At 73.6% G+C, this 18,276-nt stretch carries 19 protein-coding genes and 1 tRNA gene; 10 read left to right on the forward strand and 10 right to left on the reverse strand.

Going from position 1 to position 18,276, the window contains the following annotated elements; genetic code table 11:
- Positions 1 to 143 precede the first annotated feature (143 nt).
- Positions 144 to 2,006, forward strand: a complete 1,863-nt coding sequence (locus tag J2X68_RS16970) for a tetratricopeptide repeat protein (protein WP_310433379.1) — start codon at positions 144 to 146, stop codon at positions 2,004 to 2,006.
- Between the two features lie 138 nt (positions 2,007 to 2,144).
- Positions 2,145 to 2,218, forward strand: a tRNA-Met gene (locus tag J2X68_RS16975).
- Positions 2,219 to 2,294: 76 nt separating this feature from the next.
- Here the strand turns inward: J2X68_RS16975 and J2X68_RS16980 are convergent.
- The 6 genes from J2X68_RS16980 to hisN all read right to left on the reverse strand — a co-directional run bounded on the left by J2X68_RS16980 (position 2,295) and on the right by hisN (position 7,186).
- Positions 2,295 to 3,464: an ABC transporter substrate-binding protein gene (locus J2X68_RS16980; RefSeq protein ID WP_310433380.1), complete on the reverse strand. Its 1,170-nt coding sequence runs from the start codon at positions 3,462 to 3,464 to the stop codon at positions 2,295 to 2,297.
- Positions 3,461 to 4,348: an ABC transporter permease gene (locus tag J2X68_RS16985; protein WP_310433381.1), complete on the reverse strand. Its 888-nt coding sequence runs from the start codon at positions 4,346 to 4,348 to the stop codon at positions 3,461 to 3,463. The genes J2X68_RS16980 and J2X68_RS16985 overlap by 4 nt, the downstream gene beginning before the upstream one ends.
- A complete protein-coding gene (locus tag J2X68_RS16990) occupies positions 4,345 to 5,112 on the reverse strand; it encodes an ABC transporter ATP-binding protein (RefSeq protein WP_310433382.1) in 768 nt (255 codons plus the stop codon). Before J2X68_RS16990 ends, J2X68_RS16985 begins: the two co-directional genes overlap by 4 nt.
- 85 nt (positions 5,113 to 5,197) lie before the next feature.
- The gene (locus J2X68_RS16995) at positions 5,198 to 5,614 is read right to left on the reverse strand and encodes a Fur family transcriptional regulator (protein WP_310433383.1); all 417 of its coding nucleotides are present in this window, start codon (positions 5,612 to 5,614) and stop codon (positions 5,198 to 5,200) included.
- Positions 5,615 to 5,833: 219 nt separating this feature from the next.
- Positions 5,834 to 6,226: a CBS domain-containing protein gene (locus tag J2X68_RS17000; protein ID WP_310433384.1), complete on the reverse strand. Its 393-nt coding sequence runs from the start codon at positions 6,224 to 6,226 to the stop codon at positions 5,834 to 5,836.
- Between the two features lie 159 nt (positions 6,227 to 6,385).
- Positions 6,386 to 7,186 carry a histidinol-phosphatase gene (gene hisN / locus J2X68_RS17005; RefSeq protein WP_310433385.1) on the reverse strand — a complete coding sequence of 267 codons (801 nt, stop codon included), beginning with the start codon at positions 7,184 to 7,186 and terminating at the stop codon, positions 6,386 to 6,388.
- 168 nt (positions 7,187 to 7,354) lie between these two features.
- Between hisN and J2X68_RS17010 the strand changes: the two genes are divergently transcribed.
- Positions 7,355 to 7,981 (forward strand): TetR/AcrR family transcriptional regulator, encoded by a 627-nt coding sequence (locus tag J2X68_RS17010; RefSeq protein WP_310433386.1) that lies wholly within the window; start codon positions 7,355 to 7,357, stop codon positions 7,979 to 7,981.
- Here J2X68_RS17010 and J2X68_RS17015 read toward each other — a convergent pair.
- The 4 genes from J2X68_RS17015 to J2X68_RS17030 all read right to left on the reverse strand — a co-directional run bounded on the left by J2X68_RS17015 (position 7,975) and on the right by J2X68_RS17030 (position 11,620).
- Positions 7,975 to 8,298, reverse strand: coding sequence for a multidrug efflux SMR transporter (locus tag J2X68_RS17015; protein WP_057603330.1), 324 nt, complete (start codon positions 8,296 to 8,298; stop codon positions 7,975 to 7,977). The genes J2X68_RS17010 and J2X68_RS17015 overlap by 7 nt on opposite strands.
- 116 nt (positions 8,299 to 8,414) lie before the next feature.
- Positions 8,415 to 9,425, reverse strand: coding sequence for a ribosome small subunit-dependent GTPase A (gene rsgA, locus J2X68_RS17020; RefSeq protein ID WP_310433387.1), 1,011 nt, complete (start codon positions 9,423 to 9,425; stop codon positions 8,415 to 8,417).
- 11 nt (positions 9,426 to 9,436) lie between these two features.
- Positions 9,437 to 10,777 (reverse strand): 3-phosphoshikimate 1-carboxyvinyltransferase, encoded by a 1,341-nt coding sequence (gene aroA, locus J2X68_RS17025; protein ID WP_310433388.1) that lies wholly within the window; start codon positions 10,775 to 10,777, stop codon positions 9,437 to 9,439.
- Between the two features lie 120 nt (positions 10,778 to 10,897).
- Positions 10,898 to 11,620, reverse strand: a complete 723-nt coding sequence (locus J2X68_RS17030) for a M50 family metallopeptidase (protein WP_310433389.1) — start codon at positions 11,618 to 11,620, stop codon at positions 10,898 to 10,900.
- Positions 11,621 to 11,669: 49 nt separating this feature from the next.
- On the opposite strand from J2X68_RS17030, the gene J2X68_RS17035 reads away from it, so the two are divergent.
- From J2X68_RS17035 to J2X68_RS17065, 7 genes are all read left to right on the forward strand, one after another.
- On the forward strand, positions 11,670 to 12,485 hold the full coding sequence (locus tag J2X68_RS17035) for an SOS response-associated peptidase (protein WP_310433390.1): 816 nt from the start codon (positions 11,670 to 11,672) through the stop codon (positions 12,483 to 12,485).
- Position 12,486: 1 nt separating this feature from the next.
- Positions 12,487 to 13,134, forward strand: coding sequence for an alpha/beta family hydrolase (locus tag J2X68_RS17040; protein WP_310433391.1), 648 nt, complete (start codon positions 12,487 to 12,489; stop codon positions 13,132 to 13,134).
- 265 nt (positions 13,135 to 13,399) lie between these two features.
- Positions 13,400 to 14,095, forward strand: a complete 696-nt coding sequence (gene sigR / locus J2X68_RS17045; RefSeq protein ID WP_310433392.1) for an RNA polymerase sigma factor SigR — start codon at positions 13,400 to 13,402, stop codon at positions 14,093 to 14,095.
- Complete coding sequence (gene rsrA / locus J2X68_RS17050; protein ID WP_310433393.1) at positions 14,092 to 14,394, forward strand: mycothiol system anti-sigma-R factor; 303 nt, start codon at positions 14,092 to 14,094, stop codon at positions 14,392 to 14,394. Before sigR ends, rsrA begins: the two co-directional genes overlap by 4 nt.
- 166 nt (positions 14,395 to 14,560) lie before the next feature.
- A complete protein-coding gene (locus tag J2X68_RS17055) occupies positions 14,561 to 15,868 on the forward strand; it encodes an HD-GYP domain-containing protein (RefSeq protein WP_310433394.1) in 1,308 nt (435 codons plus the stop codon).
- Positions 15,865 to 17,151 (forward strand): HD domain-containing protein, encoded by a 1,287-nt coding sequence (locus J2X68_RS17060; RefSeq protein WP_310433395.1) that lies wholly within the window; start codon positions 15,865 to 15,867, stop codon positions 17,149 to 17,151. The genes J2X68_RS17055 and J2X68_RS17060 overlap by 4 nt, the downstream gene beginning before the upstream one ends.
- Before the next feature lie 105 nt (positions 17,152 to 17,256).
- The gene (locus J2X68_RS17065; protein ID WP_310433396.1) at positions 17,257 to 18,237 is read left to right on the forward strand and encodes a hypothetical protein; all 981 of its coding nucleotides are present in this window, start codon (positions 17,257 to 17,259) and stop codon (positions 18,235 to 18,237) included.
- Positions 18,238 to 18,276 lie beyond the last annotated feature (39 nt).

An 18,276-nucleotide genomic window follows, 5' to 3' on the forward strand; every position in this document is an offset into this window, starting at 1 on the left:
CGGGGGGCCTGGTGGCCGCGCCGCTGTGGGGAGTTGGGCGTTCTGTGTTTGACTTGTCTCTCTGTGGGCATGTCGACAAAACGCTGAAGTGACCTTACGGGCCGCGGTATACCAGGTGTACCCGGGTTGCGGGTGGTGCGACGATGGACGTTATGGGGGACAAGGCAACTCTGTTCGAGACAGGGCGGTTTGTGCAGCCTTCCGGTGAGGAAGCGACCCCGGACGAGAGCCGGGACGAGACGGCGGAGGCCGTCGAGACGGGGGAGGCCGTCGAGGAGATGAGCCTGCGGCTCGCGGCGGAAGCCGGCGACGTCGAGGCCGTCAGCGTCCTCGGGGCCATGTTGCTGCGCCGCGGTGACCTCGACGGAGCCGAGCCCCATCTGCGTGCCGCCACCGCGGAGGGCGACCGCGCCGCCGCCAACAACCTCGGCGTCCTCCTCCACCAGCGCGGTTACCCCGACGAGGCCGCCGGGTGGTGGCGGGTCGCCGCCGTCGCCGGTTCCGCCGCCGCCGCGCACGCCCTGGGCCGCCACCGCCGCGAGTGCGGCGACGAGCCTGCCGCCGAGTACTGGCTGCGCCAGTCCGCCGAGCAGGGGCACGCGCTGGGCGCGTACGCCCTCGCCGACCTGCTGGAGCACCGCGGGGACCCCGGGGCGGAGCAGTGGATGCGGGCCGCCGCCGAGCGGGGGCACCGGGAAGCGGCCTACCGGCTGGCCCGGGCCCTCGACCACCAGGAGTGCAAAGGCGCCCGGACCGGCGGCGACGCGGACGGGTGCGAGCACGACAACGGTGTCATCGTGCGGGCGGAGGCCGAGCAGTGGTACCGCCAGGCCGCCGCGCGCGGACACCGGCGGGCCGCCCTGCACCTCGGGACGATCCTGGAGCGGCGCGGCGACCTGAAGGAGGCCGGGCGCTGGTACCTCACGTCCGCCAAGGACGGCGAGGCACGGGCCGCCTGCGCGCTCGGGTTCCTGCTGCGCGACGCCGGCGACACCGAGAACGCGGCCATCTGGTGGCTGCGGGCCGCGCAGGAGGGCGACGGCAACGCGGCGAACGCGCTGGGCGCGCTGCACGCCGAGCGGGGGCAGACCCAGACCGCCGAGCGGTGGTACCGGGCCGCGATGGACGCCGGTGACGACAACGGCGCCTACAACCTGGCCCTGCTCTGCGCCGAGCAGGGCCGCACCGTGCAGGCCGAGCAGTGGTACCGGCGCGCCGCCTACGCGGGGCACCGGGAGGCGGCCAACGCGCTGGCCATCCTGCTGCTCCGGGGCGGCGACACGGCCGGCGCCGAGCCCTGGTTCTCCAAGGCGGCGGAGGCGGGCAGCGTCGACGCCGCGTTCAACCTCGGGATCCTGTTCGCGGGGCGCGGCGAGGACGCCGTCGCGCTGCGCTGGTACGAGCGGGCGGCGGCCGCGGGGCACACCGAGGCGGCCCTCCAGGTCGGTATCGCGCGCCTGCGCGACGGGGACGAGCGGGAGGCCGAGCGGCATCTGCGGTGCGCGGCCGGCGGCGGGAGCGCGGAGGCGGCCTACCGGCTGGCGGCCGTGCTGGACGCGCGGCGGCCCCCGCAGCCCGCGCACGAGCTCGGCGAGACCGTGCACGAGAAGACCGAGTGCGAGGAGTGGTACGAGCGGGCCGCGACCCAGGGCCACCGGCGGGCGCAGGTCAGGGTCGGGATGCTGGCCGCCGCGCGCGGGGACGTCGTGGAGGCGGCGCGCTGGTACCGCACGGCCGCGGAGGCCGGGTCGCGCAACGGCGCGTTCAACCTCGGGCTGCTGCTCGCGCGGGAGGGGAGCGAGCCCGAGGCGGCCGTGTGGTGGACGCGCGCGGCCGACGCCGGGCACGGGCGGGCGGCGTTGCGGCTCGCCCTGGTCTACGCGCGTCGCGGCGAGCTGGCCGAGGGGCAGCGGTGGGCCGACCGGGCGGTGTCGCTGGGCCCGGCCGAGGTGGCCGAGCGGGCGGCCCGGCTGCGGGACGCGTTGCGGGAAGAGCTCTCGGCCTGACGGCGCCGGCGCCGGGTGTGGCGGGTGCCGACGTGGCCGCCACGCCCCGCCCCCCGGGGGGCTCTGACCTGCGCAGGTGGGCGCCGGTCAATGGATTTGCCTTTGTCCTTCCCCTTCACGTAACGTTGCATTCAACGGCGCGGGGTGGAGCAGCTCGGTAGCTCGCTGGGCTCATAACCCAGAGGTCGCAGGTTCAAATCCTGTCCCCGCTACTCAAAGTCCGAGGGCCGGAATCCGCAAGGGTTCCGGCCCTCGGTCGTTTCGTCTCCCGTGCGTGGTCACGGGGCGTCACGGTGCGTGGCCCACGGCCTCCTCGTACAGGCGCCGGTTCACGGTTCTCGACTCGGGGAGCGGGGAAGCCGACTCCGCGGTGACGCCCTGGGCCTCGTAGGCGGCCTGGAGGCGGTCGGTCGTGCCCGCGCGGATCTCCCAGTCCATCCGGAGCGAGGGCGTGGACTCCAGGATCGCCTCGTCGATCTTCAGCAGCTTCGCGAGGTACCCGACGAACCCGGCGTCCGTCTTGTAGTCCGCGGCGAAGTACGTGTTCACGGTGCGGATGTAGGCCCGCAGCAGGGCCACCCCCGCGTCCACGTCGTCGGCGAGCAGACTCGGGCCGTACAGCAGGCCGCCCAGGGGTTCGCCCGGAGGCTGGCCGCCGAGGAAGGCGTACCCCGGCTCGCCCTCGACCCTGCGCCAGACCGGGTCGAGCAGCCAGGCCGAGTCGACGCCGCCGTTCTGCAGGGCGGTGAGGACGTCGGCGGAGCCCAGCTGCTGGTACTGGATCCGGGCCAGGTCGCCCCCGTGCCGCTGCAGCGCCTTCTCCATGGGGTAGGCGATCACCGAGCCCTTGCCGATCATCGTGCCCAGCCGGCGGCCGGACATCGTGACGTCCGCCGCGCTCTCGCCGTCCTTCAGCCGTACCCACAGACCACTCTTCGAGCCGGGGCCGGGCGAGAAGTTCCCCGCCACCCAGCGGATGTCGAAGCCGCCCCGCACACCGTTCATGACCGCCGCCTCCGGAGCCGCCCACAGGGCGTCGACGTCCCCCTTGGCCAGCAGCGGCAGGGCGTCGGGCGTGGGCAGCACCTTGAGGGTGACGTCCAGGCCCTCCCGCGCGAACTCGCCCTTGTCGAGGGCGACCTGGAGCGGGGCCACGTACTCCGCGCTCAGCGTGCCCGTCGCGAGGGTGAGCCTGCGGCGTTCGGAGAGGGGCGAGGGAGGCGGGGCGCCCGGTTGGCAGCGGGCGGGAGTGCGTCCGGCGGAGAGGTCCGCCGGGTCCGTCCAGGAGGTGGTGCCGCAGCCCTCGACCGGTCGGACCGCGCGCGTCGCGGCCTCGGACCGGGCCCCGGCGTCGTCGTCGCCCGCGTACGGCGACGAGCACGCCGTCGAGCTCAGCAGGGCCGTGACGGCCAGGGCGACCGGCAGGGCGCGGACGCACCCGCGGAGACGTCCGCTCATGACTGCCCCCGGCCCCGGTCCCGCGGCGCCCACGGCGTGAGCAGCCGCCCCACGACGCGCACCAGCTCGGAGAAGACCACCCCGAGCACCGCCACGCAGACGATCCCGACGAACATCACGTCGTTCTGGAACAGCGCGCGCGAGTCGAAGACGAGGTGGCCCAGGCCGTCCGCCGCGGCGATCTGCTCCGAGGCGACGATGACGAGGACCGCCACCCCCGCCGCGATCCGGGCGCCCACCAGGACGGCGGGCAGCGAGGCCGGGAGCAGGACATGGCGGAACATCTGCCACGGGGAGGCGCCGAAGACCCGGCCCGCGTCGCGGTGGCCGGAGGGGATCGCGAGCACCGCCGACATCGTCGAGATCCACACGAAGAAGAAGACCGTCGTCGCCACCAGCGCCACCTGTGGCACCTCGCCCAGGCCGAACATGTTCAGGAAGACCGGCAGGAGAGCCAGTTTCGGCACGACGTACAGGGCGTCCAGGAGCGGTTCCAGGGCTGCCCTGACCAGCGCCAGCGACCCCATCAGCAGGCCCAGCGCGTAGCCCGACGCCGTGCCGAGCGCGTAGCCGCCCAGGACGCGCTTCAGGGTGGCCCACACGTCAGGCCACAGCTCGCCGGCGGCCGCCCGGTCCCAGCCGTCGGCGAGGATCGTGGACGGGGCCGGGTAGACGCGGTCGTCGATCCAGCCGCGGACGGCCGCCAGCTGCCAGAGGAGGACCAGCAGCAGGGGGACCGCGAGGGCCAGGGACAGTTCGAGCGCCCGGCGGCGGCGGTGGGTGCGTACGGGGTGCAGTTCCTCGGGGCCGGGCCGGCGGACCAGGACCGGCCCGTCGGGACTCGGGTCCGCGCCCGCGCCGGACTTCTCCAGCAGGGTGCTCACGCCGGCACCGCCTCCCTGCGCAGCAGCTCCCACAGCTCGCCCTTGAGCGCCGTGAAAGCGGGGGTCGAACGGATGTCCCCGGTGCGCGGACGCGGGAAGGGCGGGCGGTGCTCGGCGATGATCCGGCCGGGGCGGGCGGACATCACCAGGACGCGGTCGCCGAGGACGATCGCCTCCTCCAGGCTGTGGGTGATGAAGAGGGTGGTGGTGCGGGTGGTCTGGGTGAGGTCGAGGAGCTCGTCCTGGAGGATCGTGCGGAGCTGGGCGTCCAGGGCCGCGAACGGCTCGTCCATCAGCAGCACTTCGGGTGCGACGGCCAGGGCGCGGGCGAGGGCCACTCGCTGGCGCATGCCGCCCGAGAGGGTCGCGGGGTAGGCGTCCGCGAAACCTGTCAGGCCCGTGCGGGCCAGCCAGTCGTCGGCCCGGGCGTTCGCCTCGCGGCGGGGGACGCGCTGGACGTCGAGGCCGAAACGGACGTTGGCGCGGACCGTCTTCCAGTCGTAGATGCCGTAGTCCTGGAAGATCATGGCCGCGGGCCTGGGGCTCGCGGTGCGGATCTCCAGCGTGCCGGTGCTCGGGCGCAGCAGACCCGCCGCGATGCGCAGCAGGGTGGACTTGCCGCAGCCCGAGGGGCCGACGACGCAGGTGAACTCGCCGGGGGCGACGGTGAGGTCGAGGGGGCCGAGGGCGGCCACCGCGCCCGGACCCCGGCCGAAGGTTCGGGTCAGATCACGTGCGCTGAGTTTCGGATACGGAACTCCCACAGCACCCGACGATATGACGACCCGTCAGATCAGGGAACCCCGCGTACGGGGAGGGAGTGCGCCGGATCCGGCCCGCGGGCGTCGGTCAGGCCGCCGCGCAGTTCGGGCAGATCCCGCGGTACGTCACCTCGACGTCCGAGACCGTGAAGCCGAAGCGCTCCGAGTCGGGGAGGTCGGCCAGCGGGTTCCCGCTCGGGTGGACATCCTTGATCGCGCCGCACCGGGCGCACACCAGGTGATGGTGCGGGCGGTGCGCGTTCGGGTCGTACCGCTTGGCGCGCTTGTCGGTGGCGACCTCGAGCACCTCGCCGAGGGAGACCAGTTCGCCGAGCGTGTTGTAGACGGTCGCCCGGGAGATCTCGGGCAGCCGGAGGACGGCCCGGGAATGCACCTCGTCGGCGGTCAGGTGGACATGGTCGCCGTCGAGCACCTCGGCCACGACACGCCGCTGCGCGGTCATCCGCCATCCGCGTCCGCGCAGTCGTTCCAGAAGGTCGCTCATGGATTCAGCCTAGCAGCTACTGGGACCAGGTCCCGAACAGGTGTGACTTTAGATTCTGGATCGATTTGGATGAAGTCCACTGTAGGATCAGGTCGACAGAATGCGCGGCGAGCGGCTGGAGGCCGTGGTCCCGACGGACCCTGCGCGGCCGACAGCACTGGACCGCTCGTCGTGTGCGAACGGGCCGGACCCCCGCGGGGGTCCGGCCCGTTCGCGCGCTCAGGCCGGTACCTGCTGCCGCGCCGGCGCCCAGCAGCGGATGATGTCGCGGACCGAGACGATGCCGGCCGGTTCGTCGCGGTCGAGGACGATCAGGTGCCGGAAGCCGCCGTGGGCCATGGCCCGGGCCGCCTCCTCCAGGGTCCAGCCCGGAGCGGCGAAGACGACGTCGTTGGTGGTGTGGGCGTGGGTCCGTTCCGTGTCCGGGTCCTGCCCGAGACCCACGGAGTTGAGGATGTCCCGCTCGGTGAGGATGCCGATGCCGCCGGCGTCCGGGTCGAGGACGATGGCGGCGCCGACATGGCGGGCGGCCATCAGGGCGGCGGCCTGACGGAGGGTGTGTGCGGGGCCGATGGTGAGGACCACCGTGCTCATGGCGTCGCGGACGAGCATGGCTGGAGCCACCTCCTAAGAATCCACGGTTGTTCACGGATTCACAAGTTCACAAGTGGGGGGTGCTGTCAGCGTGGCAGGTAAAGCGAGGGTCAACAAGAGGGCGCGCGCAGCCAATTGAGGGCGCGCGCGCTCATCTGTGAGTGTCGGGCGGACCGTTCAGTGGCGCTCGTTGAGGTAACCCAGCAGCTCCTCGTGGAGCAGGCCGTTCGACGCGGCCGCGTTGCCGCTGTGCGGACCCGGGCGCCCGTCGAGGCCCGTGAAGGCGCCGCCGGCCTCCGTCACGACGATCGCCGTGGCCGCCATGTCCCAGAGCGAGAGCTCGGGTTCGGCGCACAGGTCGACCGAGCCCTCGGCGACCATCATGTACGGCCAGAAATCGCCGTACGCGCGCGTGCGCCACACCTCACGGGTCAGGTCGAGGAAGCCGTTCAGGAGCCCGCGCTCCTCCCAGCCGGTCAGCGAGGAGTACGCGAAGGAGGCGTCCGAGAGCTCCGAGACCCCGGAGACACGCAGCCGGGTGGCGGAGGTCAGGCTGCGGCCGGTGAAGGCGCCGTGTCCCTTCGCGGCCCACCAGCGCCGGCCCAGCGCCGGGGCGGAGACGACGCCGACCACGGGCTGGTAGCCCCCCTCGCCCGCCTCCGTGAGCGAGATGAGGGTGGCCCAGACGGGAACGCCCCGTACGTAGTTCTTCGTGCCGTCGATCGGGTCGACCACCCAGCGGCGGGGGCCGGTGCCCTGGACGCCGTACTCCTCGCCGAGGATCGCGTCGCGGGGACGGGCCCGCTGGAGCTGGCCCCGGATGAGTTCCTCGGCGGCCTTGTCGGCCTCACTCACCGGGGTCATGTCCGGTTTGGTCTCGACCTTGAGGTCGAGGGCCTTGAAACGGTCCATGGTCACGGCGTCGGCGGCGTCGGCGAGGACGTGCGCGAGTCGGAGGTCGTCGTGGTAGTCCGGCATGGGACGAACCGTATCCGCCGAAGGTGAGAACGGGCCACAGGGGACCGCGGGACGGACGGGGAGGACCCGTGGACACGGCCGGTGGACCACCGGTCGCCGCCGCGAACCCTTGACAGTGCCCCCGTCCGCGTCAAACCTGGGCGCAGAGCCGCTCGCCCCAGGGAGGCGATGATGCCTGCAGCGCGGGAATCCCTACTGGACGCCGCCTTCGAGGCGCTCGCACGACGACCGTGGGCCGCGGTGCGGATGGTGGACGTCGCCGCGGCGGCCGGGGTGTCCCGGCAGACGCTGTACAACGAGTTCGGCAGCAAGGAAGGCCTGGCCCGGGCGCTCGTCCGGCGCGAGGCCGACGCCTACCTCGCCGGGGTCGAGCGGGCGCTGGCGGTGCACGGCGACGCCCGGGAGAGGCTCACCGCCACCGCCGAGTGGACCGCCTCCGCCGCCCGCGACAACGTCCTCGTACGGGCGGTCCTCACCGGCTTCTGGAGCGAACGCCTGCCCTCGCCGACGCTCTCGGCGGTGCCGTCCTCCTCGGCCGTGCCGGCCCAGCGACGGGCGGACGGGCCGCTGCCCTCGCCCGCCGACCTGGTGGGCGCCGTCCGCGACCGGGCCGTGGCCGTGCTCTCCGGTCCCGGCGCCGTCCGGGCCGACGCCGCCGAACTGGCCCGCTCCTGCGAGCTCGCCGTCCGGCTCGCCCTGTCCTGTGTGTCCGCGCCGCCGACGGGGGAGAACGGCGTCGCGGAGCTGGTGCGGGGGGCGCTCCAGAGACAGCCGGCCGACCGGTCGGGTCAGTGAGCCGACCCGGACAGCTGGAGTCCGATCACTCCTATGATCACCAGGCTGATCGAGACGAGCTTCAGGACCGACACCAGGTCGCCGAGGAAGACCATGCCGTAGATCGCGGTGCCCGCCGCGCCGATGCCCGTCCACACCGCGTAGGCGGGACCCACGTCGAGCTTCTTCAGGGAGAGGGTCAGCAGGCCGAAGCTTCCCAGCGCGAAGGCGCAGAAGGCGATGGTCGGCCACAGCCTCGTGAAGCCGTGGGACAGCTTGAGGCACACGGCGAAGCCGGTCTCCAGCAACCCGGCCACGACCACCAGCAGCCACGCCATGTGCTGTCCCTCCGTCCGCCCGGCCCGGTCCGGCCCCGGCTCGGTGCGATTATGCACTTACCGGGCCCGGGCGGACGCAAACAACGCGGTGGTCAGCCCGTGGATCAGCTCGTGGATCAGTCGCCCTCGGTGCGCTCGCGGGTGGCCAGCAGCCGGCGCAGGGAGTACAGCCGTGCCGGGTCGGCGTGGCCGTCGGCCACCCAGGCGTCCAGCGCGCAGTCGGGCTCGTCGTGACTGCACGCGCGCGGGCAGCCCTCCGTTCCCGGCACCAGGTCGGGGAAGGCGAGGATCACCCGGGACGGGTCGACGTGGTGCAGGCCGAAGGACCGTACGCCCGGGGTGTCGATCACCCAGTCGTCCGTGCCCGCCAGGGGCAGGGCCAGCGCCGACGTCGTGGTGTGGCGGCCGCGGCCGGTCACCGCGTTCACATGGCCGGTCACCCGCCGCCGCTCCTCCGGGACCAGCGCGTTGACCAGGGTCGTCTTCCCGACGCCGGAATGCCCCACGAACGCCGTGATCCGCCCGGTCAGGTGTTCGCGCACCCGGTCCGCCGCGTCGCCGTTCTCCAGCTCGTCGCGGCTGGTGACGACGTACGGGATGTCGAGGTGGCCGTACAGCTCCAGCAGCTTGTCCGGTGAGGCCAGGTCCGACTTCGTCATGACCAGCAGGGGCGTGAGGCCGCCGTCGAACGCCGCCACCAGGCAGCGGTCGATCAGACGCGGGCGGGGCTCGGGGTCGGCGAGCGCGGTGACCACGGCGAGCTGGTCGGCGTTGGCGACGACGACGCGCTCGAAGGGGTCGTCGTCGTCCGCGGTGCGGCGCAGCACCGAGGTGCGCTTCTCGATCCGGACGATGCGGGCCAGGGTGTCCTTGTTGCCGGACAGGTCGCCGACGATCGCGACCCGGTCGCCCACGATCGCGGCCTTGCGGCCCAGTTCGCGGGCCTTCATCGCCATCACGATCCGGTTGTCGACCAGACAGGTCAGGCGGCCCCGGTCGACGGTGAGGACCATGCCCTCGACGGAGTCCTCGTGCTTGGGCCGGATGTGCGTGCGAGGCCGGTTGCCCTTGCGGTTCGGGCGGCTGCGGATGTCGTCCTGGTCGGTGTGCTTGTCGTAGCGGCGCATGGCGAGAGTCCCTATACCCCGAGCATCCCGGTCCACAGCTCCGGGAAGTCCGGCAGCGTCTTCGCCGTCGTCGCCACGTTCTCGATCTGCACGCCCTCCACGGCCAGGCCGATGATCGCGCCGGCCGTCGCCATGCGGTGGTCGTCGTAGGTGTGGAAGATCCCGCCGTGCAGCCGGCGCGGGCGGATGTGCAGACCGTCGGCGGTCTCCGTCACATCGCCGCCGAGCTCGTTGATCTCCTTCGTCAGCGCGGCCAGCCGGTCCGTCTCGTGCAGACGCAGGTGGGCCACGCCCCGCAGGGTGGACGGGGAGTCCGCGAGGGCGGCGACCGCCGCGATGCCCGGGGTCAGCTCGCCGACGTCGCCCAGGTCGACATCGATGCCGTGGATCGCACCCGAACCGGTGAAGACGAGGCCGTAGTCGGCCAGTTCGCAGGAGCCACCCATCTCGGTGAAGATCTCCCGCAGCCGGTCACCCGGCTGGGTGGTGCGGGCCGGCCAGTCCGGGATCAGCACCCGGCCGCCCGTCACCAGGGCAGCCGCCAGGAACGGCTGGGCGTTGGACAGGTCCGGCTCGATCGTCAGGTCGCGGCCCAGCAGGGCGCCCGGGGTGACCCGCCAGACGTTCGGCTCGCCGCCCGACTCCGGGGTGTCCACCTGCGCGCCGACCGCGCGCAGCATGTCGACCGTCATCCGGATGTGCGGCACCGAGGGCAGCGTGGAGCCGATGTGACGGACCTCCACGCCCTGGTTGAAGCGGGGGGCCGAGAGGAGCAGGGCCGACACGAACTGGGACGAGGACGAGGCGTCGATCTCCACCGTGCCGCCGTCCAGCGCGCCGCCGCCGTGCACGGTCAGCGGCAGCGCGCCGCGGCCGTCGTCGTCGATCCGGGCGCCGAGGACCCGCAGCGCGTCGATGACGCCGTGCAGGGGACGCTCGTACGACCGCGGGTCGCCGTCGAAGCGGACGGGGCCGTCGGCGAGGGCGGCGACCGGCGGCAGGAAGCGCATCACCGTGCCCGCGTTGCCGACGTCGACCGTGGCCGGGCCGCGCAGCCCCGCGGGGAGGACCCGCCAGGCCTCGCCGGTGCCGTCGGGGCTCCCGGCGCCGGAGGAGCTGGACGACACGGTCTCCTCGATGCCGACGCCCATCTCGCGCAGGGCACCCGCCATCAGCAGGGTGTCGCGGGAGCGCAGGGGACGGCGCAGCCAGCCCGGCTCGGAGGCGAGCGAGGCGAGGACGAGGGCACGGTTGGTGACGGACTTCGACCCCGGCACGTGGACCGTCGCGGCGACGGCCTCGCTCGCGTGCGGGGCGGGCCAGAGGGCGGTGTGTGCGGGGTTCGGGGCCATGGGCTCCACTTTAGTGGGCGGCCGTGCATCGGGTGCGGCGCCGTCGGGGCCGGCCGCGGCCCGCGGCACCGCCGTGGAGGCACATCCCGCGCCCCCGTGACGCCTCGTCCCGCGGCTGCCTCACAGCCCCAGCAGCCACCGGCCCCCGCCCAGCAGGGCGCACAGGCTCACCGCGTGGAAGAGGAACAGCCACAGGCCCGCCGGCACATGGGTCAGCCGGGACAACTGGTCGGCGTCCGAGTCGCCCGCGCCGCCGCGGGAACGCTTCGCCTGGAGCTCGAAGGCGGGCCGGACGCCGCCCAGCAGCAGGAACCACACGACCGCGTAGGCGAAGGCCGCCTGCACCTGCGGTCCCGCCAGCCAGGACACCAGCAGGAAGGTGCCGCCGGTGAGGACCACCGTGAGCGCGCCGTACGCGTTGCGGATCATCACCAGCATCACGAGCAGCAGGGCCGTGGCCACCCACAGCAGCAGCGTGATGCGGCCGGCGCCGAGGAGGGCCGCGCCACCCAGACCGAGCAGCGGGGGAGCGGTGTACCCGGCCGCCGCGGTGAGGATCATGCCGAGGCCGTGCGGCTTGCCCCGGCTGAGGGTCAGGCCACTGGTGTCGGAGTGCAGCCGGATCCCGGTCAGCTGGCGCCCGGTCAGCAGCGCGACCAGGCCGTGACCGCCTTCGTGGGCGATGGTGATCGCGTTGCGCGATATCCGCCACAGGGAGTGCGGCACGACGACCGCGAGGGCGGCGACCGCGGTGGCCACCACCACCCACACGTCGGGGTCGGACTGGGTGCCGACGAGACGGTCCCACAGGTCGGGCAGCGCGATGGCGGCGGTGCTCTCCATGGTTCGGGGTGGCTCCTGTCCTCGTACGGAGTCTGGCAGTGTGGCACGTATGTGCGGACGGTATGCAGCGAGTCGCAGGCCCGAGGATCTCGCAGGAATCTTTGAGGTCGAGAAGTGGGAGCCCGAGGAGGCCCTGGAGCCCGACTACAACGTGGCGCCGACCAAGGAGGTCTACGCCGTCCTCGACCGTCCCTTGAAGGACGCCGGGGACAAGCGGCCGGTTCGGCAGCTGCGGAAGCTGAAGTGGGGACTGGTCCCGTCCTGGGCGAAGACCCCCGAGGGCGGCGCGCGGATGATCAACGCACGCGCCGAGACCGTCCACGAGAAGCCCTCCTTCCGCCGCGCCTTCGCCACCCGGCGCTGCGTCCTGCCCGCCGACGGCTACTACGAGTGGGTCACCGGCGTCCAGGAACGGGACCTGGAGGTCGAGGGGAAGCGGAAGCGGCCGCGCAAGCAGCCCTACTTCGTGCTCCCGGCCGACGGCACGGTCTTCGCGATGGCCGGGCTGTACGAGTTCTGGCGGGACCGGACCCTGCCCGACGACCATCCGCAGGCCTGGTGGGTGACCTGCTCGGTGATCACGACCGAGGCCGAGACCTCCCCGCTCGCCGTGGCCCCCGCCGACGGCCCGCACGCCCTCGCCGACATCCACCCCCGGATGCCGCTGATGCTCACCCCGGACCGCTGGGACGCCTGGCTCGACCCCGCGCGGACGGACGTGGACGACCTGCGCTCCCTCCTCGACGCCCCGCCGCCCGGGCTGATGCGCGCCTACCCGGTGTCCACGACCGTCAGCAACGTCCGCAACAACGGCCCGGAGCTGCTGAAGGAGCTGGAGGGGCCCGAGGAGGGCACACTCTTCTGACGTGAGCAGCGAAACAGTGGTGAGCACCGAGACGGTGGAGACCGAGGCGGGCACCGCCCGTGTCACCTGGCACCCCGCGAAGAGGCCGCGGCTCGTCCTCGCGGTCGGCCACGGCGCCGGGGGCGGTGTCGGGGCCCGGGACCTCCAGGCCCTCGCCGCCGTGCTGCCCGGGCACCGGGTGAGCGTCGCGCTCGTGGAGCAGCCCTGGCGGGTGGCGGGAAAGAAGGTCGCGCCCGCGCCGAAGACCCTCGACGTCGGCTGGCGCGGGATCTGGCCGACCGTCGCCGCGCCCGGGCTGCCGGTGATCTCGGGCGGCCGGTCGGCCGGCGCGCGGGTGGCCTGCCGCACGGCCACCGAGCTGGGCGCGCACGCCGTGCTCGCACTCGGCTTCCCGCTCCACCCGCCGGGCCGACCGGAGCGGTCCCGCGCCGACGAGCTGCTCGGGGCGGGGGTGCCGACGCTCGTGGTCCAGGGCGGCAACGACACGTTCGGCAGGCCGGACGAGTTCCCCGCGGGCGGGTACGACCTCGTGGAGGTGCCGTACGGCGATCACGCGTTCGCCGTGCCCAAGCGGTCCGGGGTCACGCAGGAGGAGACGCTGGAGGTCGTCACCGCCGCCGTCGTCGGGTGGGTCGCGTCACTCGGGTGACGCCGCGCGGGTCGGGAATGCGGCGGGGCCGGGCGCTGTTGAGGCGGACAGAAGTGCTGAACAACCGGCACCGATGTCAGTGGGAGAGGAAGTCCGCCGCATGGGTTCGACCATCTGCCCGAGCCGCGCCAGCCGCACCGATCTGGACTGGACGGTGCTGCACGCGACGAAGACCGCCCCCATGGGAGCGGCGGCAGGCGCGGGTAGTCGTCTATCCTCCGATTCGAGTGGGATCGGTTTCGGTCCTACCCGCGATCTTGAGGAGGTGGGTCCGGTCACCGGTACCGACGCAGGGACCGACAACGGCCAGGCGGAGCTGCCCGAGGGCCAGGGCGTGAGCCAGGAGACGGGCGCGGAATCGACCGCGGAGCGCAGCGCGCGCTTCGAGCGGGACGCGCTCGAGTTCCTCGACCAGATGTACTCGGCCGCGCTGCGCATGACGCGCAATCCGGCGGACGCCGAGGACCTGGTCCAGGAGACGTACGCGAAGGCGTACGCGTCCTTCCACCAGTTCCGCGAGGGCACCAACCTCAAGGCCTGGCTGTACCGGATCCTCACCAACACCTTCATCAACTCGTACCGCAAGAAGCAGCGCGAGCCCCAGCGCAGTGCGGCCGAGGAGATCGAGGACTGGCAGCTGGCGCGCGCCGAGTCGCACATGTCCACCGGTCTGCGCTCCGCGGAGTCGCAGGCGCTGGACCACCTGCCCGACTCGGACGTGAAGGCGGCGCTTCAGGCCATCCCCGAGGAGTTCCGGATCGCCGTGTATCTCGCCGACGTAGAGGGCTTTGCGTACAAGGAGATCGCGGACATCATGGGGACACCCATCGGTACGGTGATGTCCCGGCTGCACCGGGGCCGCCGTCAACTGCGCGGCATGCTCGAGGACTACGCCCGTGAGCGCGGGTTGGTCCCGGCCGGTGCCGGAGAGTCGAACGAAGCGAAAGGTTCGGGCTCATGAGCTGCGGAGATCCGCACGAGACGGACTGCGGTGAGGTCCTCGACCACCTCTACGAGTACCTCGACAGCGAAATGCCCCCGGTGGACCGGGACAAGTTCCAGCACCACTTCGAGGAATGCTCCCCCTGCCTGGAGAAGTACGGGCTGGAGGAGGCCGTGAAGAAGCTGGTCAAGCGGTGCTGCGGGAGTGACGACGTGCCGACCGACCTGCGGGCCAAGGTCATGGGCCGGATCGACCTGATCCGTTCCGGCCAGGCCGTCCCCGACCACGACGTGACGGCGACGCCCCAGGAGTCCTGAGGCGCCTTCCGGACGGCCCGCTGCCCGGAATCCCGGTTCCCGGCAGCCGCGTCCGGAACCCGCCGCCGTCACTCGAATGTGCTAATTCGCGGGTGATACGCCCGCGGACCCACCCCCGGCCGTCCTAGGCTCCTGAGCCCGGACAGGTACGGCTGGGGGAGGCGTCATGGAGGGCATTCCGGCGCGTGCGCGCGGATACGTCGCCGGTGTCGCCCTCGGTGCCCTGCTCTGCACGCTCCCCTCGCTGCCCGGCGCGCCCACCCCCTGGTGGGCCGTCGCGCTGCTGGCCGCCCTGTACGCCGGCGGCGAGCGCATCGCCCGGCGCAGGTTCTCCGGCACCCTCCACCCCGTGCTGCTCGCCGGGGCCTTCCTGCTCGCGCCGGCCGCGGCCGCGCTCGTCCCGCTGCCCGGGGCGCTGTTCTCGCACGTCGAGCGGCGCCCCTTTCTGCTGCGCCGGGTCTGGCGGGCCGCGCACGCGTCGCTCGCCGTGTGGGCGGCCGCCCAGGTGCACGCCGTGCTCGGCGGGCGGGACGCCGTGGCCGGCTCCGACCTGCCGTACGCGCTCGTGCCGGCGGGCGCGGCCGTGCTGGTGTTCTGCGCCGCGCTCGCCCTGCTGGACGGCGGGATGCTGGCGCTCGCGGAGGGGCTGCCGCCGTGGCCGGTCTGCCGGGGGCTGTTCCTGCGCTCCCTGGCGCCGCTGGCGGTGCACGGGCTCGGCGGGCTGATGATGGCCGTGCTGTGGCTCAGCCCGTACGGGCCGGTGGCCGCCCTGCTCGTGCTGTTCCCGATGGCCGTCTCGTGGTGGGTGTTCGCGCAGTACCACCGGGAGCGCGCCGCCCACCAGGCCACCATCCGCGCCCTGGTGCAGGCCGTCGACATCAAGGACGGCTACACGCGCGGGCACAGCGAGCGCGTCGGCCAGGCCTCCGTGCTGATCGGGCGCGAACTGGGGATGGGCGAGGACCGGATCGACATGCTCCGCTTCGCCGGGATCCTGCACGACGTCGGCAAACTCGGCGTCCCCACCCGGCTGTTGCGCAAGGACGGGCCGCTGACCCCGCAGGAGCGGCGGGTCATCGAGCTGCACCCCGAGTACGGGCACGAGATCACCCGCGGGATCTCCTTCCTCGGCGAGGCCCGCTCGGCGATCCTGCACCACCACGAACGCCTCGACGGCAAGGGCTACCCGTACGGGCTGGTGGGCAGCCAGATCCCGGAACCGGCCCGGGTGGTCGCCGTCGCGGACGCCTTCGACGCCATGACGTCCACCAGGTCCTACAGCAGGGCCCGGCCGGTGCCCGTCGCGCTGGAGGAGCTGCGGCGGTGCGCGGGCGCCCAGTTCGACCCCCGGATGGTCGCGGCGCTGACGCACGCCATCGCCCGGGACGGCTGGCATCCGGTCGTGACCGCCGAGGAGGACCGCCCGGCCCTGCCCGCGCAGCCCTCCGACGACCGGTCCGAGGCCCGCCGATGACCGTCCGCCGCTCGCACGTCGCCCTCCACTGCGCGGCGGCGCTCCTCGTCGCCGGCTCCCTCCTCCTCACGTGCATGACGGGCGTCGAGGACCGCCCCGTCGCGCTCGCCTTCGGGATCCTCGTCGCCGTCGGGGAGCTCACCCGCCCCCAGAGCGGACCGCGGCTGCGTGAGGCCGCGCCGCTCGGCACCGCGGGGTCGCTGTCGTACGCGCTGGTCGGCGGCCACGCAGGGCACCCCACCCAGCACGGGGTCACCCAAGTCGTCGCGGTGGTCGTCGCCGCTTCCCTGCTCGGCAGCGTGCCGCAGCTGGCCCGGGGACAGGCCGTCCTCGACCACCTGGTGCGGCGGGTCCTGTCCGTGGGGTTCGCCGCCGTCTGCTTCCAGCCCCTGCACAACCGCGGGGTGTTCGACGGCTGGAGCGGGCCCGCCTACGCGCTGCTGGTGCTCGCGCTGCTCGTCCTGACCGTCCTGTGCGACGCCGTGGTCGCCGCCGCGCTCGCCCACTCCCGGACCGGCTGGCCGTTCGCCCCGCTGCTGCGGGACGAGTTGCGGGCGGTGCCCGGGATCGGCTCGGCGGTCTGCGCGACGGGGGCGGTGATGGCGCTCGCGGTGGCCGTGGTCGGGCTGTGGGCGCTGCCGGTGTTCTCGGTACCGCTGCTGCTCACCCAGCTGTCCCTGCGCCGGTACGCGGCGGTGCGGGCCACCTACCGGCAGACCATCGCCTCGCTGGCCCGCGCCACCGAGATCGCCGGATACACCCCCGCGGGCCACGCCCGCCGGGTCGCCGCCCTCAGCCAGGCCGTGGGCCGGGACCTGGGGCTGCCGGAGCCCGATCTGAGCGTCCTGGAGTACGCGGCCCTCATGCACGACATCGGCCAGCTCAGCCTCGTCGACCCGGTCCCGGCCGGGGCCACCGCCGGGCTGCCGGCCGCCCAGCAGCGGCGGATCGCGCTGCTCGGCGGGGCCGTCGTCCGCCAGACCGGGGCGGGCGCCCAGGTGGCCGCGGTCGTCGAGCGGCAGGCCGACCCCTACCCGGAGCAGCCGGTGGCCGCGCGCATAGTCCGGGTGGTGAACGCATACGAGGAGAAGGTCCAGGGCAGCGGTCCCGGTGGGCCTCTCACCGCCCTGGAGGAGCTGCGCCTCGGCACCGGCCGGGACTACGCGCCCGAGGTGGTGGAGGCCCTGGCCAGGGTGCTCTGGAACACAGGGGCCGCGCGCGGCGGCCCGGGAAGGGCGGCGGGCGGCGGATGGGACGGTCTGACCTCGCCCGTGGGTGGGTAACCCATGGGTAATGAGCGGCCCTCCGGCCACACGTGGTTGGATGCGAGGGAGAGAGTGTCCGGGGGCACTGGCCAGCCCACAGAACGGAACTGGCAGGCGGGAATCGTGAGGATCTTCGGCAAGGGACGGCACCGGCCCTCCGCCTCCTGGCGGCAGGCCACCGACCGCGCGTTCACGCTGATCGGCGACGGGCGGTACGAGGACGCGGGGGCGCTGCTGACACGTGCCGCCGATCTGGAACCCTGGCTGTCCGAGTCCTGGTTCAACCTCGCCCTGCTGCACAAGTTCCGGCACGACTGGGAGCAGGCCCGCACGGCGGGACTGCGGGCCGTCGCCCTGCTCGACCGTGAGGCCGGGGCCCCCGACTGGTGGAACGTGGGGATCGCGGCCACCGCCCTCCAGGACTGGCCGCTGGCCCGCCGCGCCTGGCAGGCGTACGGGCTGCGGGTGCCCGGCGACGCCATAGGCGCCGGTGAGCCGGTCGGCATGGAGCTGGGCAGCGCTGCCGTACGGCTGTCGCCCGAGGGCGAGGCCGAGGTGGTGTGGGGGCGGCGGCTGGACCCGGCCCGGATGGAGGTCCTGTCCATCCCGCTGCCCTCGTCCGGGCGGCGCTGGGGCGAGGTCGTGCTGCACGACGGGGTGCCGCACGGCGAGCGGACCACCGCCACGGGCCACTCCTACCCGGTCTTCGACGAGATCGAGCTGTGGGCGCCGTCGCCCGTGCCGACCTGGGTCGTCCTGCTGGAGGCGGCCACCGAGTCCGACCGGGACGCGCTGGAGCAGCTGGCGGCCGACGCGGGCTTCGCCGCGGAGGACTGGTCGTCGTCGGTGCGGCTGCTCTGCCGGATGTGCTCGGAGTCGCGGATGCCGTCCGACGAGGGTGACGGCGAGCATCTCGACCCGCACGACCACAGCGAGCCGGGGCATCCGGGCCCGCTCGGGCACCGGACGGACGGGCAGCTGTGGGTGCCGGAGCGGGAGTGCGGGGTGGCCGCGCCGGCTTCGCTGGTCCGGGGGCTGCTGGACGGATGGGTCGCGGACAGCCCGGACTCCCGTGACTGGCGGGACCTGGAAGAGGTCTGTTAGGTCCGGGCCTGCCGCGGCGCCGCCGTGGCGGGTCGCGCC

Source organism: Streptomyces sp. 3330 (assembly GCF_031456635.1).
Lineage (GTDB): Bacteria > Actinomycetota > Actinomycetes > Streptomycetales > Streptomycetaceae > Streptomyces.